The sequence below is a fragment of the Emticicia agri genome, assembly GCF_004168285.1.
Taxonomy (GTDB): domain Bacteria; phylum Bacteroidota; class Bacteroidia; order Cytophagales; family Spirosomataceae; genus Emticicia; species Emticicia agri.
In genome coordinates this window covers 1-17,100 of sequence record NZ_SEWF01000060.1, presented here as the reverse complement: position 1 = coordinate 17,100, position 17,100 = coordinate 1, and the positions used below count along the sequence as shown (strand labels likewise).

The following is a 17,100-nucleotide window of genomic DNA, read 5'->3' as shown; positions in this document are numbered from 1 at the left end:
TGCGCAGGTGGTACGATTAACTGGTATGCAGGCGTAAGTGGGGGAACATCTTTAGGTACAGGCACGAGCTTTAATACGCCAAGTATTGCTACTACTACTACCTATTATGTGGGTTGTTCGCTGATAGGCGCAAGCCCTTGTCAGTCGGTAAGAGTGCCTGTAGTGGCTACTGTCAATGTCAATCTTACTTTCTCGGGTAGTCAGGCAGCAGGCAATTACCGGGTGTCTCAAACCATTACCAGTACCGCCAATGTAGCCACAGGTGTCAATTATTATGCAGCAAAAGCGATAGTGATGAACCCCGGTTTTCAGGCAGGAGGCAGCGAGGTCTTTCTGGCTAAAATAGAAGACTGTCCGTAATGATAACAATTTCGGCAGGAGTTAAATAAGAGTTTATTTGTTGTTTAGAATAGGGCTGTATTGAAAGGAAGGAGTTCAGAATAATATTTGGCAGCGTACCGTTTGGAAAAATCCTCATCCCAACCCTTCTCCTGAAAAAGGAGAAGGGCTTAAAGTCTCCCTCCGCGCGGCGGCCGCTCCTTTTTCAGGAGAGGGAGATTTAGAGGGTGAGGAAAAATTTGTGCCAAATATAATTTTGCCAACAATTTCCTTTTAATACAGCCATTTTTTTACGCCTGTTTATAACCTATTACTGCGAAAACCTACTCATTTATAGTTTAAAAATCATTCTTTTCTCAATCCAGGCTTAACCGTATAATAAGGTTTAGGCATATTTCTTCTATTTACTGTTTATTATCAATAGTTTTGCTTATAGAATAAAAAGCCTTGATATACTATACCTATTATATAAAAGTCTGATGAAGACATACCTTCTGATTGTTTTTTTACTATTGCTCTATGAGTGGCCGCTTATGGGTCAGGACAAGCCTAAAAGCATGGGTATCAATGAGCTGTCGAACGCAGTGGTAATGTTGTATCAACGCACAAACGGTATGGGACTCAGGTAGCGATTTACCCGTACCTAAGTATCTACCTACGTTTATCAAGCTGAATAAACGCCTGTCAGAAAATCTTTTACTGTGGCTGGTTTTCTGCCTAAAAGGTTAGCTAAATCTGTTTCGGTTGAAGAAAATTCTCCTTGTCTGAAACCCTCGGCAAACCCTGCTGACACGCCAATCACTTCGGCAGGCAGACCTGCATTGGTCAGTACCTGAACATACGTTTCAGGTTCAGGACTTATGTATCCTACCTGTTTACCCGAAGCCTCGCTGATGAATCGGGCAATATCATGGAAAGTAACCGCTTCGGTATTAGAGATAACATAGTCTTTATTTTCATGACCTTTGCCTGTCAGAACATTGGCTGCGGCCTCTGCCATGTCATTCCGAAGTGTGAACGCTACAGGTGTATCTCCGGCAGGCACAAATACACCTGTTTCAAGCACCGTTGGCCCGACAAACATCGGAATAAAATCGGCATAAATATTATTGCGCAGAATGGTATAAGTTAAGCCGCTTTCTTTCAATGCCTGTTCGGTGGCCAGATGCGTTTTAGCTACGATATAAATAGGCGATGTTTCGGTTTCGTTTTTGCGGCTGAAACTGGTATAAACCACATGACCTACCCCTGCTTCTTTAGCTGCATTTACTACATTTTCGTGTTGCTTGCCCCGGTTCAGTACATCGTTGCCCGATACAAAAAGCAGTTTATCAATGCCTTGAAATGCTTTAAGCAATGACTCATAATGGTTGTAGTCGCCTTCAAGAATGGTAATACCTTTGGCTTTCAAATCACCTGCTTTGGCTTCATCTCTTACCAGTGCTGCTATGTCTTTGGCCCGAAAGCCTTTTTTTAATAAAAAATCTATGGTTGCTGCACCAAAATGCCCTGTTGCGCCTGTAATTAAAATCATGGTTTGTGTTTTTATATAGAAAATTATTTTGTTGTGGCAAAAGTAGCTATATTTGCTATATAAAATATAGTGATATACTTTAGTATAGTGCTATACTAAAGTATAGTAAGCCCCAAACGACATGACAGTAACCAAAAAAATAACAGATTTTGCAGCTATAAAATCTTGCCCCGAACAGTTTGTATTAGCCTTAAATGATACCCTGAATGTGCTGACAGGTAAATGGAAATTACCCATTTTAGGGTCATTGCTGTTTGGTATCAAAAGGTTTACGGAATTACAAAGAAACATTCCGAAAATTACGCCACGTATGCTCTCGAAAGAACTGAAAGAACTCGAACTGAATGGTATGGTAAAGCGTATGGTGTATGATGCCACCCCTGTATTGGTAGAGTATGAACTGACCGAATCGGGCAAGAAGCTATCTGACGTATTGGATAGTATGTTGCAATGGGGGTTGAATCATAGAAAAGCCACCATGGGGGTTCAGTAACATCCACCGATGGTACTGGTAAAGACCTCGTTTGGCCCGGCAGAGAAACCCGGTAACAGTACAATGTACTGACCTGCCAGATAGGTAACAGGCGTGCTGACATTGGCTTTACTGCTGATACTGATGGCAGCTTCGTAAGTACCCATACCCTGATTGATTGTTTCGTAGCTGAGATTATCAGGGCAGGCAATAATATTAAGGGCATAGTCTTCGGTTTCTCCGAAACCGTAAGCGCCACAGGGCGTAATGGAAGACGGAGAAGCCTCTGCGGTAACAATTCTGATACGGGTAATTCCTGCGAGGGCATCAGCAGGAATGGTAATGGTGTCTGACTCTACATGAGCCCCTTGCGTAGTACCGGGCGACACATAGACTTCTTCTCCGGCATCGTTAAAATCTTTGTCATGGTTAAAGTCTATATAAATCTTGGTAGCATTGCTATAAGAACCTCCACAACTTCCTATCTGAACAGAAAAGGGGTAACTTTTGCCTGTATAGGCTATTGCAGGTGTATCGAAAGTATAATTAGAATAAGCACTTCTGACAGACCCCGGCCCTCCGGTTGTATTACAGTTGGAAGAGGTATTGATAGTGGTAAAACTAAAATTATATATTTCTTCGTCGCCCAGATACATGGCATACGATTCACAATAACATTCGTTGACAGGAGTTACAATGGCTTGCACAGCAACTCTGACCGAAGGCTGACAGGTAGCTACCTGGCAATCGACATAGTAGGTGGTAGTAGTTTCTATTGGTGGCGTTGTAAAACTCTCACCTGTAGCCAGTGCCTCACCTCCGGTGCTTTGGCTATACCAGCTATACGTGCCTAAACATCCACTGGCTGTTAGGGCAACAGTGCCTGTACCACACCTTAAATTAGAGACTGCCGCCGGAGCCGCTGTTTGTGCCGAAAGATAAGGCGAATTGAACCAGTTGGGTTTAAATTGAGCTACGCTGTTTCTGGCACGTTCAATCTGCTTGGGGGTAAATTTTCGCCAGCAGTATTCACTGTACGACAAAAAGTTCTCAAAAATATCTCCATACGTCAAACTATCACAAGGATTAATAGACATGGGAGGCGTATTATAGCAGTTTTGTCCTCGTTTGTGCGGGGGCGTATCGCTAATCATATCACCATCATTTTCGGGATCGTTATTGGGAGGGCATTGGAAGCCGAAATTATCGCCTTCAAATGTATGTTTAAGATTCAGTACATGCCCTAATTCATGTGCCATTATACCTATTCCGAATAATCTGGCATCAATAAAAGTATAGCCTTCCAGATATCCGGCAAATCCGCCTGCTCCGTTTATTTTATGCACTAATTCAATAGTAATGTAGTTATCCCGGTCGCTCCAGTTGTGTAGGGTTCTTAACTGAAAAATCATAATGAGGTCGTTATAATTGAGCCCGTTATCACTATAATTAGGCACTTCTGAGGCATCTACCCGTACAATACTGTTCATATCGCCACAATTAGCCAGGGCAAATTCTATTTTCATGTCGTTATGCGCTGCGTATCCGTTTCTTGCCCTGAAAGCATCGTTCAGCGCATTGAGTTGTTGCAGAATGGTTGCATCTGACAGGTTGGAACCGGCACCCTCTGCTTCGCCTTTGTGGTAAATAATAAATACAACCGGAATGGTAAAAACCGTGTTCGGGTCAACGAGGTTGCCTGCATTCTGTAGGCGTTTGATTTGTTCCTGAACCTTTTGTTGTAATGCCGGATTGTTTTTGTAGATGTCGTCGGTGCCGCATTGTATTTGCGAGAAGGTTGGCAGAGTAAAGAGACATAGCAAAAGGCTTATGACAACCAAAGGGCAGGATTTCATAAAAAAAGTGGTTCTGTTGAATAAATAATAGGTACTAAAGTTGATTCACATGGAATACTCATAAATTTCCGATTCTTTAAAGAATTATGCTAATGATTAGCCGGAAATTTATTGGGTGGAGCATAGTTGCCTATCTCTCTGACAACCGATAACAGGTCATTAAAAATCTTTCTTTTTCACTTCATCGTGGTGTTTCATGTAGAGCGGTAGCGCTGCCGAACCATACCACGGGAAAATCTCTACATCAAATACCTTGGCTTTAATGGCGGGGTCTGTATCTAACAGGGCTCTGGTTTCTTCAACGGTTTTGGTGTTGAGAATAAAAATTCCCCGATAATTGAGGGCATTTTTGCTTAACGGCCCGGCAACTATTAGTTTACCCATCGACTCCATTCTGCCCATATTCATCATGTGGCCGCTGAACAGACTATCTAATACAGCTTTATCGGTGGTCTGGTTAGTTCCGGTTTTAAGTATCACTAATGTGTACATTTTCATACCATATTCATCGGCACCCAACGAATCGGCCAAGGCTTGTTTAAATTTCGGGTTGGGGGTTTGGGCCTGTGCCACAGCTGCAAAAGCCACTAAGAACACAATCAGGAAAAATTTATACATAAGCAAGAGTTTTTATGAAGTAAATATTTAGAAACTGTTTGAGTTAATCTTGTTATATTCAAAATTACTATTTTTTACAAATACTTCGTTACTAAAATCTTCACTTAGCTCTGCTAAGCTCCAGTTTTAGTAACTTGTCTTTGTGAAAAATATTTCATTTTGATTCATAAAATTTAACTCAAACAGTTTCTAAAAAAAGCTACGTATAAGCTAATAATATGAACAGATATTCATTCAATAATGATATGGAGAGACCTACAGACGATTTTCGTAACGACGAACCGTAAAAATCGTGATACAAAAAAACACCCCTTCAGGGGCGGGGGGTATAACGGTACTGATAAGTAAGTCCGTTATCTTCAGCCACTTCGGTTGGATAGCCCTCATCATCGTATTTAAAAGTGCGCTGAAAATTATATCTACCTGTAGCTTTAATAACATTATTAGGGCTTTTATTGAAGGCACTTACCCAGGCAGGTCTTTGGTTGATTAGGTAGTAGGGGTTAATTTTATTATCGTATTCGTAATAAGCAACTGCGCCATCGGGGTCTGTTTCCTTAACTAAATTGCCTTTGGTGTCATATTCAAAAGTAGTGGTGAGCGAGTTTTGTCCGGCAATGATGATTTGCTTTTCAATGAAACCTCTTGCGTTATACACATATTCAGTAGTAGTACCTAACATAGTGTCTAATTTACGGGTAACCTTCACAATTTTTCCCTGCGTATTGTATTGAAATATTTCTTCGCCTTTTAAGCCTACTGCCGGATTGCATAAAGCTGACGTACTTGAAAACATACTACGCATAGTGGTTTTCAGTTTATTGAGCTGTCCGTTGGCATATTCATAGGTAAATTCGTCAGTCGGATTGGTTTCGCAGAAAGTAAAAGCATTTTCTTTAACCAATAACTCTTTCTGAAACTCAAAAGTGATATAGGGCTTATTGTTCACGGTTACGCTCGTTAGTCTTTTGCCGGGTGTAGATGGCGTTTTCGGGTCGGCAGATTCTTTTTTACAACCCAGGCAAAGAGCAAGAAGCAAGATTATAGTAAGATTTTTCATTTTTCCTTAGCGATTAATAGAGTGGAGTTAGACAAATATAATCAGAAAAAATGGAAAAGGAACGCTATTTTATTTAATAAACTCAGTGTTACGCTGTAGTAAAATTTTTAACCACAGGGTAACACTGAGTAAATGCACAGAGGAGCACGGAGTTCTGAAAAGTTAAGAATTATCTACCCAACCTCTCTATTATAATTACCTATAGAAATCTTATGCCTTTAAGCATCCTCCTAATGATAAAATTAATCCTATTAAAATTGTAAGATTAAAAAAAACTGGTATATATACACCAATTAAAGAATTAACTCCAAATAATGCAGTTTTACCTTGTTGTTTCATCTCAGTTTCTATAATAGGAAATACATGATGGGATTCTAATCTATGAAGGATTTTAAGTAAAATTATTAATTTTATATATGCACGATAAAGTACTAAAGAAAGGAGAAAAACAACAATAAAACCAATACATAATATACAATTTAGAAAGAATTGATTTTTTGCAGAGCCCGCTCCAGCTATTATTATAGCATATATTGCAATTAAATAATTAAACCTTTGGCAGAATAGATTTTCAATGAATTGTCTTTCAGCATAAAAATCCCAACCAATATCTTTTTTCTGGTTTTTAAAAGCTTCATTTAAAAATTCATTGGACATTGATTTTATCATAACATATGGAATTTTAATTGTTGTAAATATTTTCCCGCTAAATAAATAATAATTCAGTTAATAAAGTTTATAATAAAATTATTTTAATTTACTTAGTACCTGCTTGCCACCCTTATTATTAGGGTTCAGTTCAACTGATTTCTGATACATTTTGATGGCTTCTTCTTTATTGCCTGATTTTAATAAGACTTCGCCTAAGCTATCATAAACATTCCAACTGTCGGGGTAAAGGGCTACGTTTAGCTTGAAGAGTTCGAGTGCTTCTTTGTTTTTATCTTTGCTCATTACCCGGTAAGCCCATTCATTCAGTTCGTTCTCATCAGGTGTAAAAGAAGGGTCTTTTCTGCGGGCTTCTTCTACTACCTGCATGGCTTTGTCGTACCCACGTTTATCGAGTTCAGTTCTTAATAAAGTGATGGGGTCAGCCGCTGGAATCTCAGGGTTGAAATAGCCAGCTAATTCTTCAATCCAGTTTTCAGGAGACGAACCACCTAAATTTGTGAGTACAATCACAGCCATATCATCGTCAGGATAAACTAAAAATGCTGAACGACCACCACCACTCATGCCTACTGCCCGGTGTTTCGCACGGAATTTATTAACACCCCAACCCAAAGCCCAGTTAGTAGGCTTGCCATTATTGAAAGTAATGGGCGACCACATGGTTTTAAGCGTTTCTTTCTTTAGTAATTTGCCTTCTTGCAAGGCAATTACCCAGTGAGCCATATCTTCGGCGGTGCTGTTTAAGCCTGAACCTGTGCGACGTGAACGTGGAAACTCTGAATAATTAGCAGTTAGCTTCTCTGCCGGCAATAGCTCACCGTCTATTGCTTTTTTAAAGGTATAGGTAGGCGCATAATGGGGGATAATGTCGCGGGAATCGCCAAAAACCGTGTGCGACATTCCTACTACATCAAATTGTTTTTCCTGAAATACCTGTGTAAAATGTTTCCCTCTTAATTGGGTGATTACTTTGCCTAATAAAACATAGTTAGTCTGGTTATAGCTGAACTGGTCTCCGGTCGGGAAATCCATCGGCATAGCTATTATTTTCTGCCATGATTTTGCTTCGTTAAATGCCCCTGCACCTGTATTTTCCTGAATGCGTAAAATATCAGGCAAACCAGAAATATGCGTTAGTAATTGCTGGATTTTGATAGGTTGCCATTGGGCAGGCAGGCTATCAATGTATTTAGAAATAGGGGCCATCAGGTCGAGTTTGCCTTCTTCTACCAGTTGCATAATGGCCACGCCTGTAAATGACTTGGTGCAGGAATTAATGGCAAAAATACTTTGGTTATCTACCGGAATATTATCAGGAATATTGGCAGTGCCGTAAGATTTGCTAAAGACGATTTTACCCTTTTCTACCACTGCTACCTGTAAACCCGGAATTTTTTGTGTTTTCATCTGCCGGAGCAGGAAATCTTCTGCCTGTTTTTCTCTTGATTGTGTGAACCCAAGCTGACTAATCAGCATCAATACAGTAATTAGCTTTTTCATAATTCAATTAAAAGGTGATTTTTTGTGGATACTCGGGTCGGAGAAAAAGGTTACAGAAAAATTTACGCAAAAAATATTTTACTACGCAGATAGGCTGCGTTGGATGAAAATAGTTTTGCCTATCAATTCAACAGCTATACAGCATTTCGATACTATGGAAACCCGGGAATCAGTATTAACCAAAAGTCAACTGGCAGAGAGTGTTATTTCTATTTTGTCGATTAACACGCTGGGTTATACATTCTTAAAATCAAATAACCGTGCGTATTATTTTGTAAGGGAAGACCATAATCCAATAGTAATAGATATGATGGTGATTACCGTTTATTTCCGAAGAGGATTAATTACCTGTGAACTGCAATCAAGGTTAGATACTAAAAAACATTCAGGCACTTTGCGTGGAGGCATTAATACAAATGCTTATCTGATTAATACCAGACATGAATGGAAGAAAAAACAAAACATTTTTGAAGACCCCAAATGTTTTCATTATTGTTTCAAACAGTCAACCGATTCTCTGAATGAAACTTTACGCTTTTTATTAGCTGATTTAGAAGTTCAGGGAGCTATTCTATTAAAAACATTTGATGCCCGCCTGAACCACCCTAAGTTTTTGTGTGCGGTGGAATTTATCAGACAATATGAACCTGCAAAAAGACTTTTAAGAGAAGTGTTAAGATATAATTTGATAGCAGATAGAATACCAAACTGGACACTGTACACCAAAGAGATTGAAAAACATCAGATATTTGAGTATTTACTGGAAGAGTTATTGAATAGACTGAAGAAAATAAAAGAAAAGATGGTGAGTATGGATTATGACCCCCATAAACCTCGTAGAGCAAGAGAGGTTACAGACAGAATGTTAGCCTTTGAGGCGGTTTATCATATTTTGTTTAGTGACCTGAAAAATGTATTTTATTGGTCGAGTGGGTGGCATTATGTATAGTCTTCCGGTCATTCAGAAATTTTGTTAGATGGGTATTTACTTTGACTTGTTTACTACCTCTCTGATAGCCTCTACTACTATCTCAGGTTCATCTAATTGAATATGGTGTCCGCTATTATGGGCGATGACTTGTTTGCTGTTACCGGATAGCTTCGTAAGGTCTTTCTGGTCTTGCAGGCGTTTTTGCTCTTCGGCTTCTGTATCATTTGAGAAAGGTCTCCCTCTGGTAATCACTATGAGCGGTTTATTACCTAATGATTGTGGATTCCGGGTTCTTGCCTGCATCAATTGCAATAGCTCTTCCATCAGAAAGGTATTATCGCTGGCGGCATAGTATTCATAATTGCCTAAAGCCCAAAGACGGATTTGCTGAATTGAGTCAGGTAATTGTGCAAAAGACCCATGCACCTGTTTAGCAGGTAAACCCATTTTGTTCAGGGCATCGCCAATGGCTTTTATGGCTTCGGGTGTTCTGGCTAAATGATTGTCTTCGGGTGTAGCAGTGGTTTTTATCGGTGGAATGGGTTCTCCCTTTGCATCTTTTTCGGGACTTTGCATTTTGCCATTGATAAAATATCGTCCGTATTCGGTACCTCCGTCCACTAAAACGAGCCCTGCTACTTCATCAGGGTAGGTCTGTTCATAAAGCCTCACCAACAAGCCTCCCAAAGAAGCACCAACTAATACATAGGGCTTAGGTACTTGCGCTTTGTGTAACAGCATGTGCAGATTATAGACATTCTGCTGCATGGTGTGAGGGTGTGGCCCTAACTCGCTCCACGCCGAACCTGCCCTGTCGTAAGAATATACCTTTGCGAATGCGGCTACTTTAGCTTGAACCAATGCCCAATCAAAAGAGAAGTCGCCGCTACCTGCTTCTAAAATTACACTTGGCCCCTGGGTGTGTTGAGAACCTTGTCCGAAAAGATGCATTCGCCAACCACCTATATCAACCAATTGGCCTAAAGGACGAGGGGATTCCTTGGTTTGGGCAATTGTAGTACTGCTTAGACTAAATCCGAATAGAATCAAAAAAGCAATTTTGATTGTGAGTTCTGAAGGATTAGAAGATAAAAAGATTTTAGTATAAAACGGTTGCCTACCATTTCTGAGTTGAAATGATGCAATAATAATAAGAACGGTATTAGTCAGGAAGAGGAAACCAGCGCCAAGTAAAAGATAAACAGGAAAAAATGGACTCATACCTTCCGGACGAATAAGACTTATAGCTAAAGTTATGGCCAGAATACCGTAGAGCAGGCATGTCCAGATGATTTGGAACCGAATTAGCTGACGACCCACTTTTCTCACCCCCACAATCGTATCTCTATACCTCCACCACAAGAAAAAAGGCAGAATTAAATTACCAAATGGAATGAGCCAGATAGATAGGGCAGAGAGGTTAAGTATCTGTAAAAAGGTGGGGTCTTCTTTAAGGTCAAGAGAGGTACTGAGACTCAGTAAATCTTCGGGTGATTGCCCCAACGCATTGGCTATTAACCGGAGGGTTAATCCCCGTGGTTCGGTATGCCCTTGTTCGATTCTTTGTAAGGTACGTAAATTAATAGATGCCTTGTCTGCCAGTTCTTCCTGAGAAAGCCCCTGACTTTTACGTAAATTGAGAATTTTTTTAGCTATCGTCATAGTTTTGTGTTTTTAATTGTGCCACAAATTTAGCCTGCTCTCACAACAAATATAACGGTTTTCAGGCGGCTTTTATACGGCTTTTGGAATGGGAGAGGGGTAAGGGCATGGAGCATAGGGATACTGCATAGGGAATTTTAATCGTGGATTGGCGAATTGCGAATGAGTGAATAATTGATTCAGATTTGTAGAGACAATGGCATCGCCTTGTCTCATTGTCGATTGTGCATTGGCTTAACCCACAAGATTCACCACATACCATTGCCATACTCAATTAATTATCCCAATTTTGTTGAACGTAAAATAAAGTCCCCCTTTAGGGGCGGCCGTCGCACGGCTAGGGGTTAAAGTTGCCAAATAAAATCATCATAGCCGGAAGTGGGCTTACAGGGCTCACACTTGCCTTGCTCCTTGCCAAAAAGGGAGTGAAAGTATTGCTATTGGATGAAAAAAACGAAACAGGCAAGGGAAGTAAAGCCATTTGTTTTTCGAGACGTACCTTAGAGATTTTTGATAAACTGGGGATAGTAAAGCCTGTTTTTGAACAGGGCGTGCAATGGAACACAGGCAGGATATTTTTCAGAAATCAGGAGGTGCATAGTTTTGAACTGTTGCCGGATAAATATGCCAGATACCCGGCTTTTGTGAATATCTCTCAATACGAAGTTGAGAAGTTATTACTTGCTGCCGTTCAGAAGGAAAAGCTGATAGACTTACGATGGCAGCATCAGATAAAATGGGTGGATACTACCCCGCAAGGCAACACGATTCTGGTACTGACTCCTGACGGAGAACAGACCTTTAATTGTGAATTTCTGGTGGCTTGTGATGGTAGCAAAAGTACTATCAGACGGTTGATGCAACTGGAAATGACAGGTTCACGTTCGGAAGAAAAATTTCTGATTGCAGATTTCAGAATGGAAGCCGATTTCCCGTCGGAAAGGTGGTTCTGGTTTGCACCACCGCATAATGAACATGAGACTATTTTACTACACAAACAACCGGATAATGTGTGGCGATTAGATGTAAAACTCAATAAAGAGGTGCCAGACGAAGTAGTGAATGATGCTGATTTTGTGATACAAAAAATAAAGCAGGTAGTAGGCGATAAATCTATCAGTTTGTTATGGACAAGCCTGTATAGATTCAGCAATAAAATGTTAGAAGAATTTGTGTACGGGCAAGTGATTTTTGCAGGCGATGCTGCCCATGTGTTTAGTCCGTTCGGGGCAAGAGGGGCTAATTCGGGTATGCACGATGCTGATAATCTGGCCTGGAAACTGGCGGAGATTCTATTAGCTAAAGCTACGCCTGCCTTGTTGCAAACCTATCAAGAGGAGCGTGTAAGGGCTTGTCAACAGAATATTACCTGTACAACCCATGCTACCTTGTTTATCAGTCCGCCATCTGCTCAGGCAGTAGCTGTAAGAGATGCCATTTTGCTGAAAGCAGTAGATGATGTAACTGCCAAAAAACAAATCAATTGCGGACGATTGAGCGTGCCCAATGTATATGCCCGATATGCTTTGAGCGAAGAAGGGGAGTGGCAGACCACAGAAACTGCTCCGGGGCATTGTGTGAAAGATTGCCTGATGGCAGAGGGCTATCTGATAGAAAAACTGGGCTATGCGTTTACTTTAATTGTAGGTGTCGGGACACTATCTGAAGACATGAAGGCATATCTGACTACTCATGAGATTGCTTTACTGACTATTCCGGCGTATGAAACAGCTTTTATTGCCCTTTATGAATTTACCTCTGATTCGGCTTATCTTATCATGCCCGACCAGTATATTTTAGGGCGATGGAAGCATTTTTCTGCTGCTCAGGCTATTCAGCTAAAGACAAAGTATTTATCGGGTGCTTTAAAAGATATGATTCCACCCTTACCATCAGCACAGGAACTGATTGATGAAGAAGTCGCCGGACAATTGATGGGGGAACGATAATATATCTGTTGTTTTAAGGAGTCTCGTGGCAATATGTTTTATAAATCCCTATGCAGTTAAAATCTTCATAAATAGACTTCAGGTAGCTTTTAAAAATTACGGTTTTATCAGATTATCAGTAGAGATAAAAGACGACTTGAAAAGTCGTGATACATTTTTTGCCGTTAAATAACAAAAATACCGTACAATCAGGAATCAGATTTGGCAGCCTTTTCTATCATGGGAATAACTCATAAATTTCTTCTTCGGATATCGTAAGATTGATGAAACCAAGGGAGGATATGTTGAGGCTATGAAAATGTATCCGAAAACTCGTTGAACTGCTTGTTTTGAATAATGAAAGATACCCCATTTAAAATCTGAGGCGAACAAACCTTGTTTTTAAATGGGGTATCTTTTAGTTTAGCAGGGAAAATACGATTTCCGGAACGACGAACCATAAAAATCGTGATACAAAACACACGCTGTCGAAAACAATCTGACATATCGGTTAGTATGAAAATAGGTTTAGCACAATCAAAATCGGTAAAAGGAGATATTCAGGCGAATATTGAGAATCATTTGCGGTTGATAGAACAGGCTTTGGCACAGAAAGCCGATGCTGTGTTTTTTCCTGAATTGTCGCTGACGGGCTATGAACCCGAACTGGCAGCCGTTTTAGCTACTACACCAGAAGATGTACGCTTTGCCGTGTTTCAGCAAATGAGCGATGCACATACGCTTACTATTGGGGTGGGTATGCCTATCAGGACAGCTAAAGGCATACAGATAACACTATTGGTTTTTCAGCCACATCAGTCTTTACAAACCTATGCTAAACAACAACTGCATGCCGATGAATTACCGTATTTTATAGCCGGAGACAAGCAACTTTTACTCTGGCCTGATACCTTAAAAGTGGCCCCTGCCATCTGCTATGAGTCTCTGCAAATCAGTCATGCTGAAAGTGCCAATGCTTTGGGGGCGCAGGTGTATCTAACAAGTGTCGCCAAGTCTCAGAAAGGTATTGACAAAGCCCGTACGCACTACCCTCTGATTGCCCGACAATACGAGATGCCTGTATTGATGGTGAATGGTGTAGGCTATTGCGATAATTTTGAAAGTGCCGGAAACAGCGGATTCTGGAATAGTAAAGGAGAATTAGTAGCGGCTCTGGATAATGGAAGTGAGGGGGTGCTGGTAGTGGAGGTGGGGGAAGTGGGGGGTTAGGGAATAAAGTAGTAGAAGGTATATATAGTTCATCAGAGCTTTATCTGAAAAACAGTTTGTTAATAGTGCCGTAAAATAAGATTATTTGAATTTTAATTGTAGTTTATTTACATTCAGTAATCAAAACCCGGTAAGTCTATGAAGTTAACTTTGCTATTTTTCTTTTGGATAGTTTTAATTTTTTTTGGAGAGCTGTCCACAGAAAGTAATTTCAAGAAAACTATCACTATTTGTCATGGAGCATGTACAGGAAGTGCGTATTGTAGTGCTTGTAAAAATTGTAAATACTGTAAGCACTGCAATAGCGGTGGAACCTGCGGAGTTTGTAGTTCAGGTATAAAAAATAGGCGGAGTAATGAATTTTCGAATGATTTTAGCAGCAAAGAAGAGTTTCGGGTAAAGAAAATTGTACCAAACAACAGCTCAAATATAAATACAACAATTATTGGAAAATATTTTGTTGTTATAAAAGACAAAGCCTATCTGTATCAGAGTCCTTCTGAATTTAAACCTAAAAGAGCTTTTTTAGTTTATGGAGATAAAAGCCTGATTCTTGCTGTAAGTGAAACATTTATTTATACTGAATTCAGAAATCCTACCGGTATCATAACAACAGGTTGGGTCAAAAAGGAGGATATAGCAATCAGATAGTAATCTCAAAGGATTCAACATAATTCTTTCCTGAATTGGAGATTTTTCAATAAACTACTACCGAAAATCTACTTCAGCATAACTCTTAATTTTTGCTTTAAGCTCGATTCTCAATATTATTTTCCTAATTTATACTTACAATATAAGTATAAATTAGTATATTTGCCTATAAAATCCACATAAAACGTTGACTGAAAAAGAATACTACCGCCTGCGGTCTGTAAACGGGCAGGATAGGGTGTATAAAACCCCTAAAGCCCTCATAACTGCTTGCAATGCTTATTTTGCCTGGTGTCTCGATAATCCGATACTCGAAGAAAAGGTGTTTCAGCACCAGGGCAGACCTGTGAGTGCAGACATACGCCATACCCGACCGTTTACTTTAGAAGGGCTTTGCAACCATATCGACATCAGCCTTGCTACTTTTAAAAGTTATGAAGAACAGGCTATGTTTAAACAGACGGCTGCCCGCATCAGACAGATTATTGATAATCAGCAGTTTGAAGGGGTAGCTGCCGGAATACTCAACGCCAATATCATAGCCCGTAAGTTGGGACTGGTTGACAAGAAAGACCATACGACCGGGGGTGAGAGCCTGAACAGAGGTTTTTTTGATTTTCTGAGAGAAACATCGGTGGCGCATGAAGATGAATGAAAATTATGAGCTGACTGCCAAGGCTAAAATTATAGAGTGGCGGCTGGATTGGTGCCAGTTTGCCCGTGAAGCATTGGGTGTCAGTCTTGATGCCGAGCAGGAAGCAATTCTGCGTTCGGTACAGATGAATCCACGAACCAGTGTGGCATCGGGCACTGCCCGTGGGAAGGATTTTGTGGCGGCTGTGGCGGCTATGTGCTTTCTATACCTGACACCCAAATGGAATGAGAAAGGCGAACTGATAGCCAATACCAAAGTAGCGCTTACAGCACCGACCGAGCGGCAGGTAAAAAACATTTGTGTGCCCGAAATAGCCCGTTTGTTTAACCGGGCTAAAAGCCGGGGCATTGATTTGCCCGGAAAAATGACTGCTTTCGATATCAGAACCGAACATGAGGAATGGTTTCTGACTGCTTTTCGGGCAGACCCTCACAGGCATGAAGCCTGGTCGGGTTTTCATGCGGTGAATACCATGTTTGTGGTTACTGAGGCTTCGGGCATCTTAGACGATACTTTTACGGCTATAGAAGGGAATCTACAAGGTAACTCACGGATATTGATTGTGTTTAACCCGAATACGCCGATTGGTTATGCAGCACGAAGTCAGAAAGGAGAGCGGTGGTCTAAGTTTCGGCTCAATTCGCTTACAGCACCTAATGTAGTGCATCGGCAAAGCATTATTCCCGGTCAGGTTGATTATGAATGGGTAAAAGATAAAGTTGTTAACTGGTGTAGCGTGATACAGGCAAGTGATTACAATGAAACGCTTGACGATTTTGAGTTTGAAGGAAACTGGTACCGCCCCGAAGATAATTTCAGAAAGAAAGTATTAGGCAAGTTTCCGAAGGTATCAGAAGATAACCTGATACCCGAAGTCTGGATTGAGTTGGCACAAAAGCGTTGGGTTGCCTATCATCAGGCATATGGGCAGGAAGGGTATTATACTGATGTTTTGCGTCTGGGGGTGGACGTGGCAGGTATGGGTCGGGATAGTACGGTTTTTTGCTATCGGTATGGGAATATTGTACAGCAGTTTACACAAACCAATTCGGGCGGAGTAGCCGACCACATGCAGGTAGCGGGCAGAATTGCTTCCATATTGGCGCTTGATAATCATGCGCTGAGTATGATTGACACCATCGGCGAGGGGGCAGGGGTTTATGCACGTATAGTAGAGTTAGGCTATAAATCAAGAGCCTTTTCGTGTAAATACAGTGAAGCTGCCAAAAATGAAAAGGGAGAGAGCCTGACCGACCTGACAGGGCAATATACTTTTGCCAATATGCGTGCCTACCTCTTCTGGGCTATCAGAGACTGGCTTAATCCAAAAAACGGGCAGGAAGCCATGCTGCCTCCAGGGTTTGGTCTGACCGAAGAGGCTACAGAAATCAAGTGGCGGTTTCAGAGCAATGGGGCTATTATTATTGAACCCAAAGAAGAAATCAAAAAACGATTAGGCAGAAGCACCGATGCCTTTGATGCACTGGCGAATACTTTTTATCCGGTTAAGATGAGTAGGAGAGTGAAGAATTTAGGGAATTTGTTTTAGGTTGGAGAAAGGAGGATGGAAAACGGAACAAAGGATTTGTTATTTATCGGTACCTGTTTATTTTGCCAGCGTATCTAATCCGTTGGGTTTACGTAATTTGTTGAGGGTAAAAAATATCTTTTAATAATTTCAGGTAGGTTCAGAAATTAAAATAGTCATACAATTTAAACCTCTATAACTTGTTTAAAGAATAAGACCTTAATATATTTCCGCTTCAATTGTTTATTTGGCAAGATACATTCATGAAGAAATTAACTGTCTGGGTGCTGGCATTGGTACTTTTTTCGTGTGGCACAAAAGAGATACTTTCTCCTGATTTATCGAAGGATATAACCGGAGTATATCAGGTCTATCTGATTGGTAACGGCGTGAAAACTATCAGTATGCCTACGCCTTCAGACACCATCAGTATAGCCTTGCAGCCGATAGATAAACAGCGTTGC

Annotated in this window: 17 protein-coding genes; 10 read left to right on the top strand and 7 right to left on the bottom strand. The window is 40.7% G+C overall.

The window, feature by feature from the left end; genetic code table 11:
- Both EWM59_RS27840 and EWM59_RS27835 read left to right on the top strand, forming a co-directional pair.
- Positions 1 to 360: immunoglobulin domain-containing protein (locus EWM59_RS27840; protein WP_207220060.1), on the top strand; the 360-nt coding region annotated here is incomplete at its 5' end.
- Positions 361 to 818: 458 nt separating this feature from the next.
- Positions 819 to 968, top strand: a complete 150-nt coding sequence (locus EWM59_RS27835; RefSeq protein ID WP_165372286.1) for a hypothetical protein — start codon at positions 819 to 821, stop codon at positions 966 to 968.
- 35 nt (positions 969 to 1,003) lie between these two features.
- Here the strand turns inward: EWM59_RS27835 and EWM59_RS24240 are convergent, their stop codons facing one another.
- Positions 1,004 to 1,873, bottom strand: a complete 870-nt coding sequence (locus EWM59_RS24240; RefSeq protein ID WP_130023834.1) for an SDR family oxidoreductase — start codon at positions 1,871 to 1,873, stop codon at positions 1,004 to 1,006.
- Between the two features lie 121 nt (positions 1,874 to 1,994).
- On the opposite strand from EWM59_RS24240, the gene EWM59_RS24235 reads away from it, so the two are divergent.
- Complete coding sequence (locus EWM59_RS24235; protein WP_130023833.1) at positions 1,995 to 2,366, top strand: winged helix-turn-helix transcriptional regulator; 372 nt, start codon at positions 1,995 to 1,997, stop codon at positions 2,364 to 2,366.
- Here EWM59_RS24235 and EWM59_RS24230 read toward each other — a convergent pair.
- The 5 genes from EWM59_RS24230 to EWM59_RS24210 all read right to left on the bottom strand — a co-directional run bounded on the left by EWM59_RS24230 (position 2,360) and on the right by EWM59_RS24210 (position 8,051).
- Positions 2,360 to 4,201, bottom strand: coding sequence for a GEVED domain-containing protein (locus EWM59_RS24230; RefSeq protein WP_130023832.1), 1,842 nt, complete (start codon positions 4,199 to 4,201; stop codon positions 2,360 to 2,362). The two genes, EWM59_RS24235 and EWM59_RS24230, sit on opposite strands and share 7 nt — an antisense overlap.
- A gap of 159 nt (positions 4,202 to 4,360) precedes the next feature.
- Complete coding sequence (locus EWM59_RS24225; protein WP_130023831.1) at positions 4,361 to 4,819, bottom strand: YciI family protein; 459 nt, start codon at positions 4,817 to 4,819, stop codon at positions 4,361 to 4,363.
- A 313-nt stretch (positions 4,820 to 5,132) separates the two neighbouring features.
- On the bottom strand, positions 5,133 to 5,879 hold the full coding sequence (locus EWM59_RS24220) for an RHS repeat domain-containing protein (RefSeq protein ID WP_130023830.1): 747 nt from the start codon (positions 5,877 to 5,879) through the stop codon (positions 5,133 to 5,135).
- Positions 5,880 to 6,089: 210 nt separating this feature from the next.
- Positions 6,090 to 6,548: a hypothetical protein gene (locus EWM59_RS24215; protein WP_130023829.1), complete on the bottom strand. Its 459-nt coding sequence runs from the start codon at positions 6,546 to 6,548 to the stop codon at positions 6,090 to 6,092.
- A gap of 78 nt (positions 6,549 to 6,626) precedes the next feature.
- The gene (locus tag EWM59_RS24210) at positions 6,627 to 8,051 is read right to left on the bottom strand and encodes a serine hydrolase domain-containing protein (RefSeq protein ID WP_130023828.1); all 1,425 of its coding nucleotides are present in this window, start codon (positions 8,049 to 8,051) and stop codon (positions 6,627 to 6,629) included.
- A gap of 154 nt (positions 8,052 to 8,205) precedes the next feature.
- Here EWM59_RS24210 and EWM59_RS24205 point away from each other — a divergent pair, with 154 nt between their 5' ends.
- Positions 8,206 to 9,000 (top strand): hypothetical protein, encoded by a 795-nt coding sequence (locus EWM59_RS24205; protein WP_207220059.1) that lies wholly within the window; start codon positions 8,206 to 8,208, stop codon positions 8,998 to 9,000.
- 36 nt (positions 9,001 to 9,036) lie between these two features.
- On the opposite strand, the gene EWM59_RS24200 is transcribed toward EWM59_RS24205, so the two are convergent.
- The gene (locus EWM59_RS24200) at positions 9,037 to 10,644 is read right to left on the bottom strand and encodes an alpha/beta fold hydrolase (protein WP_130023826.1); all 1,608 of its coding nucleotides are present in this window, start codon (positions 10,642 to 10,644) and stop codon (positions 9,037 to 9,039) included.
- Between the two features lie 350 nt (positions 10,645 to 10,994).
- Between EWM59_RS24200 and EWM59_RS24195 the strand changes: the two genes are divergently transcribed.
- From EWM59_RS24195 to EWM59_RS24170, 6 genes are all read left to right on the top strand, one after another.
- Complete coding sequence (locus EWM59_RS24195; protein ID WP_130023825.1) at positions 10,995 to 12,593, top strand: FAD-dependent monooxygenase; 1,599 nt, start codon at positions 10,995 to 10,997, stop codon at positions 12,591 to 12,593.
- Positions 12,594 to 13,088: 495 nt separating this feature from the next.
- Positions 13,089 to 13,802, top strand: a complete 714-nt coding sequence (locus EWM59_RS24190) for a carbon-nitrogen hydrolase family protein (protein WP_130023824.1) — start codon at positions 13,089 to 13,091, stop codon at positions 13,800 to 13,802.
- Between the two features lie 138 nt (positions 13,803 to 13,940).
- Positions 13,941 to 14,453, top strand: a complete 513-nt coding sequence (locus EWM59_RS24185) for a hypothetical protein (protein WP_130023823.1) — start codon at positions 13,941 to 13,943, stop codon at positions 14,451 to 14,453.
- 187 nt (positions 14,454 to 14,640) lie between these two features.
- A complete protein-coding gene (locus tag EWM59_RS24180) occupies positions 14,641 to 15,108 on the top strand; it encodes a terminase small subunit (RefSeq protein WP_130023822.1) in 468 nt (155 codons plus the stop codon).
- Positions 15,095 to 16,657, top strand: coding sequence for a hypothetical protein (locus tag EWM59_RS24175; protein WP_207220058.1), 1,563 nt, complete (start codon positions 15,095 to 15,097; stop codon positions 16,655 to 16,657). The genes EWM59_RS24180 and EWM59_RS24175 overlap by 14 nt, the downstream gene beginning before the upstream one ends.
- Before the next feature lie 242 nt (positions 16,658 to 16,899).
- A partial coding sequence (locus EWM59_RS24170) for a hypothetical protein (RefSeq protein ID WP_130023821.1) occupies positions 16,900 to 17,100 on the top strand: 201 nt, incomplete at its 3' end.